Consider the following 15,899-nt stretch of genomic DNA (forward strand, 5'->3'; position numbering starts at 1 on the left):
TCACTTGGTGGTGTACGCAGCTGCGTCGGCCAGCAGGCCGACGTAGTCCTCCGCCAGGGCGGCCACCGACAGCGCGGTCGGGTTGGCAGCCGTGCCCATGGCCTCGGCGCCGTCGAGGGTCACGATCGCCTTGTTCTTCACGGCCGGCAGCTGGGAGAGCACGGGGTCCCCCTCGAGGGCGTCGATGAGCTCCTGGCCGCCATAGGTGATGATGACGTCGACGTCGGCGAGCTCCTCGGCCCGCTCGGCGCTGATCGAGCCGGAGTAGTCGGCGCTGTCGCCGGTGGCCTTGACGATGCTCGGCGCGATCTCCATGCCGATGTCGGTGAGGTACTTGGACCGGGTGTCAGCGGCGCTGTAGAAGTTGATCTCGCTCAGGTCGGCCGGGTCGACGTGGGTCATGAACATGCCGGTCGTGCCCTCGAGCTCGGGCCGCGTCGCCGCGGCGTCGGCGATGGTCTTCTCGAGGTCCGCGACCAGGTCCTTGCCCTCGGACTCCATGCCGAGGCCCTTGGCGTTCTGGAGAATGGAGTCGCGCCACTCGGTCGCCCACGGGTCGTCCGGGTAGGCGACCACCGGGGCGATCTCGCTGAGGGTCTTGTAGTCGTCCTTGGTCAGGCCCGAGTAGCCGGCGAGAATGACGTCGGGATCCGTGCCCGCGACGGCCTCGAAGTCGTAGCCATCGGTCTCGTCGAACAGCACGGGCGTCTCCGCGCCGAGCTCCTTCAGCTTGTCCTCGGTCCACTGCTGGACGCCATCGCCGTCGTCGTCGCCCCAGGTCATCTTCGACATGCCCACCGGCACGATGCCCAGCGCGAGCGGGACCTCCTGGTTGGCGAAGTCGACGGTGGCCACCCGCTCGGGCTTCTCCTCGATGACCGTCTCGCCGAAGGCGTGCTGCACGGTGACCGGCTTCCAGCCGTCGCCAGCGGCGCTCTTCGAAGAATCCTTGGCGTCAGATCCACACGCTGCCAAGCCTGCCGCGACCGCGATCAGTGCGACGGGCACCGCCGCCTTCCGTGCGATGAACATCTCGTCCCGCTTTCTGTTATTAGGTAAGGCGTACCTTACTAGACGTCTTTACTCTACGCGGGATTGCGTACCTGTTCTCCGCTCCTGAGCCGATGTGCCGGTGGCTGGAGCGCAGCAGTCTGGGGGCATCGAGAAGCCCAACAGATTGGACACGAGCAATGAGCATCAACGAGACGGTGGCAACCCTCGCCGTGACCGGCGACAACTGGGGTCCGTGGCGCGAGAACGGACCATGGCAGGACGGGGGAGGGCCGCCGGCGTTCTGGCCGATCTTCCCGATCCTGTGGTTCCTGGTGATCGCGGCGATCATCACCGCGGTCGTCCTCTACAACCGCAAGCGGGTGGCCGAAGGGCCGCGGCGCGCGGGTGAGGCCAGGCTGGCCGAGAGGTACGCCGCGGGCGAGATCGACGAGAACGAGTACCGGGCTCGCCGGGACGTTCTGCGCGAGAAGCCGGGCCGGACGAAGGAGACCTGACGGCCTCCGCTGGTCCATGGCAGTGTGGCTGTCATGGACCAGCGCATCAGCTTCATCACCCTGGCCGTCGCCGACGTGGCGGCGAGCCGGGCGTTCTATGTCGACGGGCTCGGCTGGACTCCCGAGATGGAAGCGGACGGCGTGCTCATGATCCGCGTCGGTGAGCACGTCATCCTCTCGCTGTGGGACCGGGGCGAGTTCGAGGAGGAGGTCGGCACGATCGCCGTCGCCGACGGCGTCGCGCCGTTCACCCTCGCCCACAACGTCGCCACCCGCGAGGAGGTCGACGGCGTCCTGGAGCTCGCCCGGTCGCTCGGGCGTGAGGCCTCAGCCGCCGAGGAGCGGGTCTGGGGCGGCTACACCGGCTACTTCGCCGACCCCGACGGCGTGCGCTGGGAGGTCGCCTACAACCCCGGCCCGGTGGGGCAGACCGTGCTGCCTTGACCCTCAGCCCGCGAACCCGGGCAGATACTCCTCGAGGATCTCCCGGAACGGCGCCTCCGCGTTGAGCTGCGCCAGCACCCCGAGACCACCGAGCCAGACCCGGTGGATGAGCAGGTAGGACGGCGGCAGATTGAGCTTGAGGCCGACCGTGTAGGCGGGATCCTTGGGGTCGTTGATCCGCTTGAACTCCTCCCGCATCCACTCCCGGGTGAACCGGAAGCGCTCCTCCAGCGCCGGGGTCACGAACGGCGCCAGGTAGTCGAGCACGTGCTGCGGCTCGACCTTGATGCCCTCGCGGATGAAGCCCACGTCGCGCAGGCCTGCGACCAGGGCGTCCGCGTCGCCGGTCGCGGCGATCCGGATCAGCCGCCCCATCGGCTCGGGGAAGCCCCGCTCCGGGAGCCGCGCGGCGAGCCCGAAGTCGAGCACGGCCATACGGCCGTCGGGAAGGACCCGGAAGTTGCCGGGGTGCGGGTCGGCGTGGAGCATCCCGGTCAGCCCGGGCGCGGAGAACCAGAACCGGGCGAGCAGCTCGCCGTAGTGGTCGCGCTCCTCGGGAGTGCCCTCGGCGATCACCTTCGCGATCGAGCCCTCCGACTCCACCCACTCGGTGACGAGCACCGAGGGGCCCACGGCGACGACATCGGGTACGTCGATGAGGGGATGGGAGGCGTACGCCTCGGCGAAGACGCGCTGGGCCTCGGCCTCCTTCGGGTAGTCGAGCTCCTCGACGACCCGCTCCTGCAGCTCGGCGACCAGCGCCTTGACGTCCATCCCGGGAACCACCGCGTTGCCGATCGCCGCGACCCGGCCGATCTGGCGCAGGTCGGCGCGCAGCGCTTCGTCGGCGCCCGGATACTGCACCTTCACCGCGACCTCGCGACCATCCGCCCACCGGCCGCGATGCACCTGCCCGATCGAGGCCGAGGCCGCTGGCTCGTCGGAGAGCTCGATCAGCTGCTCAGACCAGTCGGGGCCGAGGTCGCGGGCCAGCAGGCCGCGTACGATCCCGGTCGGCATCGGGGGAGCGGAGTCCTGGAGCCGGGTGAGCTGGGCGCGGTAGTGGGCCGCCTGCGACTCCGGCAGCGCCGCCTCCATCACCGAGAGCATCTGCCCGAACTTCATCGCGCCACCCTTGAGCTCGCCCAGGGTGCGAAACAGCTGGTCGGCCGTACGCTGGTGCACATCGGCAAGCACCGCCTCGGCGGGCTTGCCCCCGATCCGCTTCCCGAGCCCGAGCGCCTTGCGCCCGGCGTACCCCATAGGCAGTGCGGCCAGCTTCGCCGTCCGTGTCGCCGCTCGCCGCGGCAACCCCTTCGACGACCCCTCCGCGTCACTCATGAGGCCAGTGTGCCTGTCGGCTGCAACTTGCACACCGCGAAGTAGCCTTCCCGCATGAGTGAGCGCCAGCGAACGACGACAAGCGTCATGCCACCGCATCCGTACTCTTTGCCCTGCCCTACGGAGGCGGTGGCATGACCTCTGAGCTGACGATCGTAACCCCGCTCGACCCCGCCGGGGAGGACCCGTTCGGCTGGTTGGAGGAGGTCGAAGGGGTCGAGGCGCTGGCCTGGGTCCGGGCCCGCAACGACGAGGCGCACGCGAGCGTCGGCGCCGATCCCGTCTTCGCCAAGATCGAGGCGCAGATCCTCGAGGTCCTCGACTCCGACGACCGGGTGCCCGAGGTCTCGCGCCTCGGCGAGCATCTCTACAACTTCTGGCGCGACGCCGACCACGAACGCGGCATCTGGCGGCGCACCACGCCGGAATCCTACCGCACCGACGATCCCGAGTGGGAGATCCTGCTCGACCTCGACGCGCTCGCCGAGAAGGAGGGCGAGAGCTGGGTCTGGCACGGCGCCTCGGTGCTCCGCCCCGAGCCCGGTGAGCCGTGGCGCAAGGTGCTCGTCGACCTCTCCCCGGGCGGCTCGGACGCCGACGTGACCAGGGAGTTCGACCTCGTCGAGAAGGCGTTCGTCGCGCCTGCGGACGGTGGCTTCACCCGTGCCGTCGAGCAGGGCGGCGCCAAGGGCGCGCTCTCCTGGTGCGGCCCCGACGCGGTCTACGTCTACACCGACTTCGGCCCGGGATCGCTCACGCCGAGCGGCTACCCGCGGATCGTGAAGCTGTGGCGCCGCGGCACCCCGTTCGAGGACGCGGCGGTGGTCTACGAGGGCACCGACGAGGACATGTACATCTCCGCCCGCCGCATCCACACCCCCGGCTTCGAGCGCGACCTGGTCAGCCGCTCGATCGCGTTCTACAAGTCCGAGACGTACGTCGCCACCGACCCCGGCACCCCCGAGCAGACTCTCACCAAGCTCGACATCCCCGACTCGGCCGAGGCCGGCTTCCACCGCGAGTGGCTGGTCATCGAGCTGCGCGAGGAGTGGACGGTCGCCGGAGCGACGTACGCCGCCGGCTCGCTGCTCGCGACCGACGCGGAGCGGTTCCTGGCCGGTGAGCGCGACCTGACCGTGCTCTTCGAGCCCACCGCGAAGACCTCTCTCGCCGGGGCGACCTGGACCCGCAACCACCTCGTCCTCAACGTATTCGAGGACGTCAAGAACCAGCTGCATGTGCTGACCCCCTCGCCCTCCGGCGAGTGGAGGCGCTCGGAGTTCCCCGTGACCGACCCGGTGGCCGCCGTCGGCACCCGTGCCGTCGACGCGGTCGAGTCCGACGAGGTCTGGGTCGTCACCAGCGGCTACCTGACCCCCACGACGTACGGGCTGACCGAGATCGGCGCGGAGACGATCGAGCCGCTCAAGTCGGCGCCGGCCTGGTTCGACACCGAGGGGCTCCGCGCCGAGCAGCGTTTCGCGACCTCGGCGGACGGCACCCGGATCCCCTACTTCATCGTCGGCGCCGAGGCTGCCCTCGCCGGCGGCGGTCGACCGGCGCCGACGCTGCTCTACGGCTACGGCGGCTTCGAGATCCCGATGACGCCGGGCTACTCCGCCGGTGTCGGCCGGTCCTGGCTCAGCGAGGGCGGTGTCTACGCCGTCGCCAACATCCGCGGGGGAGGGGAGTACGGCCCGGCCTGGCATCAGGCGGCGTTGAAGGAGAACCGGCACAAGGCGTACGAGGACTTCGCCGCGGTCGCCCGCCACCTCGCCGAGACCGGTGTGACCGACGCCCAGCACCTCGGGATCCAGGGTGGCTCCAACGGCGGGCTGCTGACCGGCAACATGCTCACCCTCTACCCCGAGCTGTTCGGCGCGGTCGTGATCCAGGTGCCGCTGCTGGACATGAAGCGCTACTCGCATCTTCTCGCCGGAGCGAGCTGGATGGCCGAGTACGGCGACCCGGACGTCCCGGAGGAGTGGGAGTACATCCGGACCTTCTCGCCCTACCACCTGCTGGACGCCGCCAGGACCTACCCGCCCGTCCTGCTCACCACCTCCACCAAGGACGACCGCGTCCACCCCGGCCACGCCCGCAAGATGGCCGCGCTCCTGGCCGCGACCGGCAAGGACGTCACCTACTACGAGAACATCGAGGGCGGCCACGGCGGCGCTGCCAACAACGCCCAGTCAGCCCATCTCTCCGCCTTCGCGTGGACCTTCCTGCGCGAGCGGCTCGGACTGGTCTGAGAGCTCCAGGACCACGACCGGAGTGGGGTGCGAGCGGCGGGCGGCGAAGTCGTCCAGCTCACCCCACCCGTCGTCGGAGGCCGCGAGCACCTTCCACAGCCGCTCCCGGTCGGGCCCGGTGGCCTCGCGGGCGCGAACCCGCTGCCGGCCGTCGACGGTCTCGACGACGGCATCGGGGTGCGCCAGCAGGTTGAGCCACCAGGCGGGCGGCGGGTCGGCCCAGCCGTTCATCGCCAACGTGACGTAGCTCGACCCGTCGGGGACGTAGGACACGATCACCGAGCGCTCCTGTCCGGTGCGGCGCCCGACCGTGGTCAGCCGGAGCATGCCGGCCCGGTCGGCGCGTGGGCGGCGCAGGAAGCGGGCTCCGCCCGCGGCGTACAACCGGCGGTGGAACCACCACGCGGCGCGGATGAACCAGCGTGGCGGCAGCCACGGGGACTTCTGCTTCTCGTCGGTCGACATCGATGCCTCCGTAGGGCAGTCAGACCCGAGAACCATGTGTCCGGCCAGCGTATCGACGGCCGCGGGCCGTTCGCCTCGGTGAGAACCCTGAGATCCGCAACCGAACGACTGACAGATACTGGGACGGTGATCTCAGATCATGGGACGCGCGATAGGGTGTGGTGACACGGCGCGACACATGGGGTTAACGTGTGGGCATGCTGAACAGCATTCTCGTACTTATCAGGCGCGTCGCCTAGGAGCCACTGGCCCCAGACGACGCGTCTCCCTCCGTTGCCCGCCGGGCCGGAGGGTTTTTTGTTGCACAAGCAGCCCACCACGAGATCCCATGAGTAGAAGCTCCGATGAGTAGGACGGCGGACATGAGCGAGCAGATGACAGGCGCACAGAGCCTGATCAAGTCGCTGGAAGCAGCGGGAGCCGAGAACATCTTCGGCATTCCGGGAGGAGCGATCCTTCCGGCCTACGACCCGCTGATGGACTCGAAGATCCGCCACATTCTCGTACGTCATGAGCAGGGCGCCGGCCACGCCGCCCAGGGCTACGCCGCCGCGACCGGCAAGGTCGGGGTCTGCATGGCCACCAGCGGCCCGGGTGCGACGAACCTGGTCACCCCGCTCGCCGACGCCAACATGGACTCCGTGCCGATGGTGGCCATCACCGGCCAGGTCGGCGCGGCGATGATCGGCACCGACGCCTTCCAGGAGGCGGACATCCGCGGCATCACGATGCCGGTCACCAAGCACAGCTTCCTCATCACCGACCCCGCGGAGATCCCGCTGCGGGTCGCTGAGGCCTTCCACCTCGCCTCCTCCGGGAGGCCGGGTCCGGTCCTCGTCGACGTCACCAAGTCGGCGTTGCAGGCCACCACCACCTACCGGTGGCCGACCGAGCTCCACCTGCCGGGCTACCGCCCGGTGACCAGGCCGCACGCCAAGCAGATCCGCGAGGCGGCGCGCCTGATGCTGGAGGCCAAGAAGCCGGTCCTGTACGTCGGTGGCGGCACCATCCGCTCCGGCGCCCACCGCGAGCTGCTGCAGCTGGCCACGCTCACCGGGATCCCGGTCGTGACCACCCTGATGGCGCGCGGCGCCTTCCCCGACTCCCACCCGCAGCACCTCGGGATGCCAGGCATGCACGGCACCGTCCCCGCCGTCGCCGGCCTGCAGAAGTCGGACCTGATCATCAGCCTCGGCGCCCGCTTCGACGACCGCGTCACTGGCAACCTGGACTCCTTCGCCCCCAACGCCAAGGTGATCCACGCCGACATCGACCCGGCCGAGATCGGCAAGAACCGCTACGCCGACGTCCCGATCGTGGGCGACGTGCGTGAGGTCCTCACCGACCTGATCGCGGTGCTCACCGCCGAGAAGGAAGCCGGCAAGGAGGGCGACTACGAGGGCTGGGTCGCGTTCATGGCCGGGATCAAGAAGGCGTACCCGCTCGGCTACGACCTTCCCGCCGAGGGCCTCTCTCCGCAGTACGTCATCGAGCGGCTCGGCAAGATCTCCGGCGAGGAGACGATCTTCACCGCCGGCGTCGGCCAGCACCAGATGTGGGCCGCGCAGTTCATCGGCTACGAGCACCCCAACACCTGGATCAACTCCGGCGGCCTCGGCACGATGGGCTACTCCGTCCCGGCCGCGATGGGCGCGAAGGTCGGCTGCCCGGACTCCACGGTGTGGTCGATCGACGGCGACGGCTGCTTCCAGATGACCAACCAGGAGCTGGCCACCTGCGCGATCGAGGGGATCCCGATCAAGGTCGCGATCATCAACAACGACAACCTCGGCATGGTGCGCCAGTGGCAGACGCTCTTCTACGGCGAGCGCTACTCCAACACCAACCTGCAGTCCCACGGCCAGCCCAAGCGCATCCCTGACTTCCCCAAGCTGGCCGAGGCCATGGGCTGCGTCGGCCTGGCCTGCGACTCTGCCGACGACGTCGACGCCACCATCGAGAAGGCCATGGAGATCAACGACATGCCCGTCGTCGTCGACTTCCGGGTCAACAAGGACGCCATGGTGTGGCCGATGGTCGCCGCCGGCTCCTCCAACGACGAGATCCAGTACGCGCGCGACCTCGCGCCCGAGTTCGACGAGGACGACCTGTGATGAGCATTCAGCCCGTGAAGACCGGCGGCAAGCACACGCTGAGCGTCCTGGTCGAGAACAAGCCCGGCGTCCTGGCCCGCGTGGCCGCGCTCTTCTCGCGTCGCGGCTTCAACATCGAGTCTCTCGCGGTCGGTCCGACCGAGCACGACGAGCTCTCCCGCATGACGGTCGTGGTCAATCTCGAGAACACCCCCCTCGAGCAGGTCACCAAGCAGCTCAACAAGCTGGTCGAGGTGATCAAGATCGTCGAGCTCGAGCCTGAGACGCGCGTCCAGCGCGCGCTCATGCTGGTCAAGATCACCGCCACCACGGAGACCCGCAGCCAGGTGCTCGACACCATCCAGCTCTTCCGGGCGAAGGTCGTCGACGTGTCCACCGACACGGTCATCGTCCAGCTCGCCGGCAACACCGGGAAGCTCAACGACTTCCTCCGGGTCATCGAGCCCTTCGGCATCCGTGAGCTCTCCCAGTCCGGCATGGTCGGCATGGGCCGCGGCTCCCGGTCGATCTCCGAGCGCAGCCTGCGATCCGTGGCTGTGCCCGCTCCGCCTTCCGCGGTCTGAATCCCCTATCAAACACAACTAAAGGAGAAGCCCTCGTGGCTGAGATTTTCTACGACGACGACGCCGACCTCGCGCTGATCCAGGCGAAGAAGGTTGCCGTCATCGGCTACGGCAGCCAGGGCCACGCCCACGCGCTCAACCTGCGTGACTCCGGTGTGGACGTGCGCATCGGCCTGCAGCCCGGTTCGAAGTCGACCCCCAAGGCCGAGGAGGAGGGCTTCAAGGTCCTCGCGCCGGCCGACGCCGCGGCCGAGGCCGACGTGATCGTCATCCTCGCCCCCGACCAGCACCAGCGTGGTCTCTACAACGACCAGCTCGCGCCCCACGTGACCGCCGGCAAGACCCTCGTCTTCGGCCACGGCTTCAACGTGCGCTTCGGCTACATCAAGGCGCCCGAGGGCGTCGACGTGATCCTGGTCGCCCCGAAGGCCCCGGGCCACACCGTCCGTCGCGAGTACGTCGCCGGCCGCGGCATCCCGGACATCATCGCCGTGGAGCAGGACGCCTCCGGCTCCGCCTGGGACCTCGCGAAGTCGTACGCCAAGGGCATCGGTGGCACCCGCGCCGGCGTCATCAAGACGACCTTCACCGAGGAGACCGAGACCGACCTCTTCGGCGAGCAGGCCGTTCTCTGCGGCGGTGTGTCCCACCTGGTCCAGGCCGGGTTCGAGACGCTCACCGAGGCCGGCTACCAGCCCGAGATCGCCTACTTCGAGGTGCTCCACGAGCTCAAGCTCATCGTGGACCTGATGTGGGAGGGCGGCATCGCCAAGCAGCGCTGGTCGATCTCCGACACTGCTGAGTACGGCGACTACGTCTCCGGCCCGCGCGTCATCGGCCCGCAGGTCAAGGAGACCATGCAGCAGGTGCTCGCCGAGATCCAGGACGGCTCCTTCGCCGCCCGCTTCATCGCCGACCAGGACAACGGTGCGGCCGAGTTCCAGAAGCTGCGCGAGGAGGAGGCCGGTCACCCGATCGAGGCCACCGGCAAGGCCCTGCGTGCCCACTTCTCGTGGAGCCAGTCCGACGACGACTACACCGAGGGTTCAGCCGCCCGCTGACAAGGTGCCGAGTCGGCACAAACTGACAGAAAACCCAGCCGAGTCGGCGCGTTCTAACGCGCCGACTCGGCTGGTTCTGTGGTCAATTTGCGCCGACTCGACGGGTTATTTGACCTCGGACTTGAGGACCAGGCGGAGGCCGACGAGCATCGGAACCACGAGCCAGATCAGGCCCGCGACGCCCAGCTGGGCCCACATCTTGTCGGTCATCTCGGAGTAGAGGTTCATCGTCGCCCAGTTGAGGTCGAACCAGGTGGCGTGCTCGGCCCACCAGGTGTTGGTCGAGGCGAGCGCCGAGGAGACGCCGGGGAGGACGAGGGCGTAGACGAAGTACGCCACGATCGCACCCGGCGAGCTGCGGAAGACCGTGCCGAGCATGAAGCCCATGAACATGCCGATCTCGCTGGCCAGGGTCACCTGGGCGAGCTCGGTGAACGAGATGTTCCACACCGGGTCGAGGTCCATGACGGCTGCCACGCCGAGGTAGCCGAGCGCCCCGACGGCCGCCGCTACCGCGATGGCGACGACGCCGACCACGGCGGTGACCAGGGCCTTCGCGGCGATGACGCGGCCGCGGCCGGGCACCAGGGTGAAGGTGGTCAGTGCGCTGCGGGCGCTCCATTCGCTGGTGACCGCCAGCACTGCGATCATCGGCAGGACCACCGACATCGGCATGCCCCAGGCGCTGGCGAAGCCCTCGTAGTCGAGGTTGTCGGCGTCGACGAAGATGATCGTCACCGCGGTCGCGGCCAGCGAGAGCACGACCAGGCTGGCCATCAGCCAGAACCCTGAGCGGGTGTCGAACATCTTGCGCAGCTCGACGCCGGCGATCCGGCCGAAGGGGATCGGGGCGGGCACGGCCCGCTCGCGGCGGCGTACTGCCTCGGGGTTGCGTCCGGCCGGCGTGGCCGGCTCAGGGGCGAGGGTCGTGGTGGTCATGCTGCATTCCCTTCGGGAGTCTCGAGGTGGTCGCGCTGGGTCTCGGCGGTGAGCTGGAGGAACATCTCCTCCAGGCCGGCGCCGTCGGCGGCGCGGAGCTCGGTCAGCACCAGCCCGGTGTCGAAGGCGATCTGGCCGACGGTGGTGAGGTCGGCGTCGCTGAGGACCGCCCCCTCGGTGGTGAGCTCGGCGGTGTGGCCGGCCCGCTGGAGGGCCCGGCCGAGCGAGGTGGGGTCGCTGGAGCGGGCGTACGTCTCGCCGCTGGTGAGCAGCTCCTGCTTGGTGCCCTGCGCCACGATCCGGCCGTTGCCGATCACCACGATGTCATCGGCGATCACCTCGATCTCGTGCAGCAGGTGCGAGGAGAGCAGCACGGTGCCGCCGTCGTCGGCGAAGCCGCGCAGCAGGTCGCGCATCCAGCGGATGCCGGCCGGGTCGAGGCCGTTGGCCGGCTCGTCGAGGATCAGCACCTCGGGGTCGCCGATCAGAGCCGTCGCGATGCCGAGCCGCTGCCGCATCCCGAGTGAGTAGTTGCGTACGCGACGACCGGCCTCCTCCTCGGTCAGGCTGACCCGGTCGAGGGTCTCGGCGACGCTGGACTTCGGCAGCCCCATGGTGCGGGCGGCCAGGGTGAGGATCTCGCGGCCGGTGCGCCCGCCGTGCTGGGCGGAGGCGTCCAGCAGCACGCCGACCTCGCGACCGGGGTTGGGCAGCTGGGAGAAGTGGCGGCCCAGCAGGTGGGCGCTGCCGGAGGACGGATCGGTGAGTCCGACCAGGATGCGCATGGTCGTGGACTTACCGGCGCCGTTGGGGCCGAGGAAGCCGGTCACCCGACCGGGCTCGGCGGTGAAGGTCACGTTGTCGACGGCCGTGAACCTGCCGTACCTCTTGGAGAGGGCATCGATCTGGATCATGCTCCGAGCCTGGTGCCAGGCGACCCCCGGGCGCGTCGGGCAGATCCCTGGCGGGTGCCTGGACCTTCCCCTGATCTCCCCTGAGACCGTCTCGGGGTAGATCGGTCCACTGTGGAATGTTTCGTACCGGACGAAACGTTCTCAGGGCATGCGTATTGATGTCTGGTCCGACGTTGTCTGTCCCTGGTGCTACATCGGCAAGCGCCACCTCGAGGAAGCCCTGGAGCGCTTCGAGCACAGCGACGACGTCGAGATCGTCTACCACTCCTTCGAGCTCGACCCGACCGCGCCGCAGGTGCCCGTCGAGACCACGGTCGAGGCCCTGGCAAAGAAGTTCGGCGCCTCCGTCGACCAGGCCCGCGAGATGATGAAGCAGGCCAACGTGCCCGCCGCCGCGGCCGGTCTCGAGTTCCGTCACGAGGACACCCCGCACGCGCGCACCATCGACGCTCACCGGCTGCTCCATCTGGCCAAGGCCGAGGGCAAGCAGGCCGTGCTCAAGGAGGAGCTGCTCGCTGCGTACTTCACCCGCGGTGAGTCGATGGGCGACCACGCCGTCCTGAAGCAGGCTGCGGTGAACGTCGGTCTCGACGCCGGCCGCGTGGACGAGGTCCTCGCGGGCGACGAGTTCGCCGACGACGTGCAGGCCGACATCGACCAGGCCCGCGCCTACGGGGCGACCGGGGTTCCCTTCTACGTCGTTGAGGGGAAGTACGGCGTCTCAGGCGCTCAGCCGACCGACCTGTTCAGCCAGCTCCTGGAGAAGGTGCACGCCGAGACCAAGCCGGCGCTCACGCTCGTCGGCGAGGGCGACGCCTGCGGTCCCGACGGCTGCGCGATCTGAGCCGCCGGGCCGGAACGGCCTAGCGCTTGGTGGCGAGCAGGACGCTGGTGTCGGCGGCGACCATGACCTCGACGGTGGTGAAGCGCTCGTCGGTGAGCCAGGACTCGCGCAGGCTGTCGACGCGGCCGTAGACGATCGGCGGCCACAGGTCGGTGGGGATGAGGTCGTCGATGACGACGATGCCGCCCTCCTCGACGAGGTCGGAGAGCTGGTCGGGGGAGACCCCGCCGGGGGTCTCGGCGTCGAGGAACAGCAGCGCGAACGGGCCACGGTCGCGCAGGATGCCCCAGTCGGCGGCGATGACCTCGACCTGCGCGTCGTCGGCGAAGATCTCGGCGGCCTCCTTGGCGAGGTGCTCGTCGAGCTCGGCGGAGACGATCTGGGCGGCCTGGCCGCGTACGCCGCTTCGCAGCCACGCGGTGCCGACACCGCAACCGGTGCCGAACTCCGCCATCGTGCCGCTTCGGGTGGCCGCCAGAGTCGCCAGCAGCCGCCCGGTCTCGTTGCGGCAGAACGACACATAGCCCGCGCGACGGGAGACGTCGAAGGCGCGGGTCACGATGTCCGGAAGCTCTGGGGGTGCACTCACAGGGCCAGTCTTCCCGATATCGCGTGTGAGCGCGCGCACGGGTGTCTCGGATGGCGGACCATTCGTCCAGATCTGCTCTCTGGAAGCGTCTCCCGGGTTAACGTCAGAACACCATGCGGAGCATTTTTCTCGTACTCGAGTGCCGCGACGGGGCCCGGCGGTAACGACCGCAGGAGAAGCCACCTCGTCGCGGTGGCTTCCGTCTTCTAAAGACCCCGGCTTCTCTCCCACACCCCTCTGTTGACCCGAAGTGTGAAGGAAGAAGCCATGTACGCGATGTACCCCGAAAGCCCTGAGTACCGCGAGTGGGGGCCGGCGAGCCACAACCCGGACAACCCGCACAGCGTCGAGAACACCATCGCTGCGGTGCAGCAGGCGCTCGACCTGCGGGACAACGGCGGCCAGCTGCCCGACGACAACTAGTCTCGCCGTATGTCTACGACCAACCTCGCAGTGATCCCCGGCGACGGCATCGGACCGGAGGTGACCGCCGAGGCGCTGAAGGTGCTCGAGATCGCCTCTCCGGTGAAGTTCGAGCAGACCCGCTACGACCTCGGCGCCGAGCGCTATCTCGCCACCGGTGAGGTGCTCCCCGAGTCCGTTCTCGACGAGATCAAGGAGCAGGACGCCATCCTGCTCGGCGCGATCGGCGGCAAGCCGAACGACCCGAACCTGCCTCCCGGCATCCTTGAGCGCGGGCTGCTGCTCAAGCTCCGTTTCGAGCTCGACCACTACGTCAACCTGCGCCCGTCGCGGCTCTTCCCGGGGGCGATCTCCCCGCTGTCGCCGGCCGTGCTCGACAAGGGCGAGATCGACTTCGTCGTGGTGCGCGAGGGCACCGAGGGCCTCTACACCGGCAACGGTGGCGCGATGCGGGTCGGAACCCCGCACGAGGTCGCCACCGAGACCTCGGTCAACACCGCCTACGGCGTGGAGCGGGTCGTACGCGACGCCTTCGCTCGTGCCCAGGCGCGCTCGCGCAAGAAGCTGACTCTGGTCCACAAGACCAACGTGCTCGTCAACGCCGGCTCGCTGTGGTGGCGGATCAGCCAGCAGGTCGCCGAGGAGTTCCCCGACGTCACCGTGGACTACCTCCACATCGACGCGGTGATGATCTTCCTGGCCACCGACCCGGCCCGCTTCGACGTGATCGTCACCGACAACATCTTCGGCGACATCATCACCGACCTCGCCGCCGCCATCACCGGTGGCATCGGCCTGGCCGCCTCCGGCAACATCAACTCCTCCCGGGAGTTCCCCTCGATGTTCGAGCCGGTCCACGGCTCCGCCCCCGACATCGCCGGCCAGCAGAAGGCGGACCCCACCGCGGCCATCCTGTCCGGGGCCCTTCTGCTCGAGCACCTCGGTCACCCCGAGGCTGCCGCCGCCATCGACGCCGCCGTGCTCGCCGATCTCTCCGAGCGCGGCACCGAGCCACGTACGACCTCCGAGGTCGGCGACGCGATCGCCGCCCGCGTAGCCGGCTAGCCGCTCATCCCCGAAGGGGCCGGGCGCAGAGTTTCTGCGCCCGGCCCTTCGTCTGTCCTCATCACTTACGTTTCGACCGCAGAACAGGACTAATCTCATGGTCATGGAGATCAGCACCACATTGTCGACCCAACCGGCCACCGACAAGCAGCTCGCGGAGGTCCTGGCGAACCCAGGCTTCGGCAACCATTTCACCGATCACATGCTCACCGTCGAGTGGACGCCCGAACAGGGCTGGCACAACGGTCGCATCGAGCCGTACGCACCGCTCAGCCTGGACCCGTCGGCAGCCGTGCTGCACTACGCCCAGGAGATCTTCGAGGGGATGAAGGCCTACCGGCACGCCGACGGCTCGATCTGGTCGTTCCGGCCCGAGGCCAACGCCGCCCGGATGGCCCGCTCCAGCGAGCGGCTCGCGCTGCCCGTCCTCGAGATCGAGGACTTCGTGCAGACCGTCTTCGACCTCGTCAAGGTCGACCGGCGCTGGGTGCCCGAGGCCTCGGAGAGCGATGAGAAGAGCCTCTACCTGCGGCCCTTCATGTTCGCCTCGGAGTCTTTCCTCGGCGTGCGCCCGGCCCAGCACGTGACCTACATGGTCATCGCCTCGCCCGCCGGCTCCTACTTCAAGGGCGGCGTGAAGCCGGTACGGATCTGGCTGACCGAGGACTACACCCGCGCCGGCCGCGGCGGCATGGGCGCGGCCAAGACCGGCGGCAACTACGCCTCCTCCCTCGTTGCCCAGGCCGAGGCCTCGGCCAACGGCTGCGACCAGGTGGTCTTCCTGGACGCGCAGGAGGGCAAGTACGTCGAGGAGCTCGGCGGCATGAACCTCTACTTCGTCCACGCCGACGGCCGGATCGTCACCCCCGAGACCGGCACGATCCTCGAAGGCATCACCCGCGCCTCCATCATCGAGCTCGCGGGCAAGCTCGGCTACACCGTCGAGGAGCGCAAGTTCGCCATCGACGAGTGGAAGTCCGGCGTCGAGTCCGGCGAGATCACCGAGGTCTTCGCCTGCGGCACCGCCGCCGTCGTCACCCCGGTCGGTGAGCTCGTCTACAACGGCGGCTCCATCGCCTCCGCCGGTGACGGCGAGGTCTGGAAGACCATCCGCAAGCAGCTCGTCGACATCCAGTTCGGCCGGGCCGAGGACACCTTCGGCTGGATGCGCAAGATCGTCTAGCCCAGACGTCACGTGCGCAGGCCGAGGCGTCACTCCCGCGAATCGACATGGCAGATCGGTGCCATCTCGGCCGACGGGAGCGACGCCTCGGCCGACGTAGCTGACGCCTCCGCGCTTCGCGCGGTTACTCCCTCGCTCGGCGCGAGCGGACGAGCAAGCTCGCCGCTCGACCTCGCTCCGGTCGTCTGGGC

General features: G+C 69.0%; 16 protein-coding genes. 10 read left to right on the plus strand and 6 right to left on the minus strand.

What is annotated here, in order from left to right; genetic code table 11:
• A complete protein-coding gene (locus tag ABTX24_RS03680) occupies positions 1–1,032 on the minus strand; it encodes an iron-siderophore ABC transporter substrate-binding protein (protein WP_160024598.1) in 1,032 nt (343 codons plus the stop codon).
• Between the two features lie 158 nt (positions 1,033–1,190).
• Between ABTX24_RS03680 and ABTX24_RS03685 the strand changes: the two genes are divergently transcribed.
• Positions 1,191–1,508: an SHOCT domain-containing protein gene (locus tag ABTX24_RS03685; protein WP_350837500.1), complete on the plus strand. Its 318-nt coding sequence runs from the start codon at positions 1,191–1,193 to the stop codon at positions 1,506–1,508.
• 33 nt (positions 1,509–1,541) lie between these two features.
• Positions 1,542–1,952, plus strand: coding sequence for a VOC family protein (locus tag ABTX24_RS03690; protein WP_350837501.1), 411 nt, complete (start codon positions 1,542–1,544; stop codon positions 1,950–1,952).
• 3 nt (positions 1,953–1,955) lie between these two features.
• Here the strand turns inward: ABTX24_RS03690 and ABTX24_RS03695 are convergent, their stop codons facing one another.
• A complete protein-coding gene (locus ABTX24_RS03695) occupies positions 1,956–3,293 on the minus strand; it encodes an ABC1 kinase family protein (RefSeq protein WP_350837503.1) in 1,338 nt (445 codons plus the stop codon).
• A gap of 134 nt (positions 3,294–3,427) precedes the next feature.
• Between ABTX24_RS03695 and ABTX24_RS03700 the strand changes: the two genes are divergently transcribed.
• A complete protein-coding gene (locus tag ABTX24_RS03700; protein ID WP_350837505.1) occupies positions 3,428–5,548 on the plus strand; it encodes a prolyl oligopeptidase family serine peptidase in 2,121 nt (706 codons plus the stop codon).
• On the opposite strand, the gene ABTX24_RS03705 is transcribed toward ABTX24_RS03700, so the two are convergent.
• Entirely contained in the window at positions 5,489–6,013 is a 525-nt protein-coding gene (locus ABTX24_RS03705; RefSeq protein ID WP_350837507.1) for a nitroreductase/quinone reductase family protein, read from the minus strand. The genes ABTX24_RS03700 and ABTX24_RS03705 overlap by 60 nt on opposite strands.
• 362 nt (positions 6,014–6,375) lie before the next feature.
• On the opposite strand from ABTX24_RS03705, the gene ABTX24_RS03710 reads away from it, so the two are divergent.
• The 3 genes from ABTX24_RS03710 to ilvC are packed head-to-tail and all read left to right on the plus strand — an operon-like array spanning position 6,376 to position 9,751.
• Positions 6,376–8,127, plus strand: a complete 1,752-nt coding sequence (locus ABTX24_RS03710) for an acetolactate synthase large subunit (RefSeq protein ID WP_160024592.1) — start codon at positions 6,376–6,378, stop codon at positions 8,125–8,127.
• Positions 8,127–8,690: an acetolactate synthase small subunit gene (gene ilvN, locus ABTX24_RS03715; RefSeq protein WP_141792540.1), complete on the plus strand. Its 564-nt coding sequence runs from the start codon at positions 8,127–8,129 to the stop codon at positions 8,688–8,690. The genes ABTX24_RS03710 and ilvN overlap by 1 nt, the downstream gene beginning before the upstream one ends.
• A gap of 35 nt (positions 8,691–8,725) precedes the next feature.
• A complete protein-coding gene (gene ilvC / locus ABTX24_RS03720) occupies positions 8,726–9,751 on the plus strand; it encodes a ketol-acid reductoisomerase (RefSeq protein WP_160024591.1) in 1,026 nt (341 codons plus the stop codon).
• A gap of 105 nt (positions 9,752–9,856) precedes the next feature.
• Here the strand turns inward: ilvC and ABTX24_RS03725 are convergent, their stop codons facing one another.
• Together ABTX24_RS03725 and ABTX24_RS03730 are read right to left on the minus strand one after the other, a co-directional pair.
• On the minus strand, positions 9,857–10,690 hold the full coding sequence (locus tag ABTX24_RS03725) for an ABC transporter permease subunit (RefSeq protein ID WP_160024590.1): 834 nt from the start codon (positions 10,688–10,690) through the stop codon (positions 9,857–9,859).
• Complete coding sequence (locus ABTX24_RS03730) at positions 10,687–11,604, minus strand: ABC transporter ATP-binding protein (protein ID WP_160024589.1); 918 nt, start codon at positions 11,602–11,604, stop codon at positions 10,687–10,689. Before ABTX24_RS03730 ends, ABTX24_RS03725 begins: the two co-directional genes overlap by 4 nt.
• Positions 11,605–11,752: 148 nt before the next feature.
• Between ABTX24_RS03730 and ABTX24_RS03735 the strand changes: the two genes are divergently transcribed.
• Entirely contained in the window at positions 11,753–12,448 is a 696-nt protein-coding gene (locus ABTX24_RS03735) for a DsbA family oxidoreductase (protein WP_350837509.1), read from the plus strand.
• Positions 12,449–12,467: 19 nt separating this feature from the next.
• Here the strand turns inward: ABTX24_RS03735 and ABTX24_RS03740 are convergent, their stop codons facing one another.
• Entirely contained in the window at positions 12,468–13,037 is a 570-nt protein-coding gene (locus tag ABTX24_RS03740) for an O-methyltransferase (RefSeq protein WP_160024584.1), read from the minus strand.
• Positions 13,038–13,304: 267 nt separating this feature from the next.
• On the opposite strand from ABTX24_RS03740, the gene ABTX24_RS03745 reads away from it, so the two are divergent.
• The 3 genes from ABTX24_RS03745 (at position 13,305) to ABTX24_RS03755 (ending at position 15,708) form a co-directional block, all read left to right on the plus strand.
• Positions 13,305–13,460, plus strand: a complete 156-nt coding sequence (locus ABTX24_RS03745; protein ID WP_160024583.1) for a hypothetical protein — start codon at positions 13,305–13,307, stop codon at positions 13,458–13,460.
• 9 nt (positions 13,461–13,469) lie between these two features.
• A complete protein-coding gene (locus tag ABTX24_RS03750; protein WP_350837511.1) occupies positions 13,470–14,525 on the plus strand; it encodes a 3-isopropylmalate dehydrogenase in 1,056 nt (351 codons plus the stop codon).
• A gap of 103 nt (positions 14,526–14,628) precedes the next feature.
• Positions 14,629–15,708: a branched-chain amino acid aminotransferase gene (locus tag ABTX24_RS03755; protein WP_350837513.1), complete on the plus strand. Its 1,080-nt coding sequence runs from the start codon at positions 14,629–14,631 to the stop codon at positions 15,706–15,708.
• The last annotated feature ends 191 nt before the right edge of the window (positions 15,709–15,899 follow it).

It is taken from the genome of Nocardioides sp. NPDC127514, assembly GCF_040302125.1.
Taxonomy (GTDB): Bacteria; Actinomycetota; Actinomycetes; order Propionibacteriales; family Nocardioidaceae; genus Nocardioides.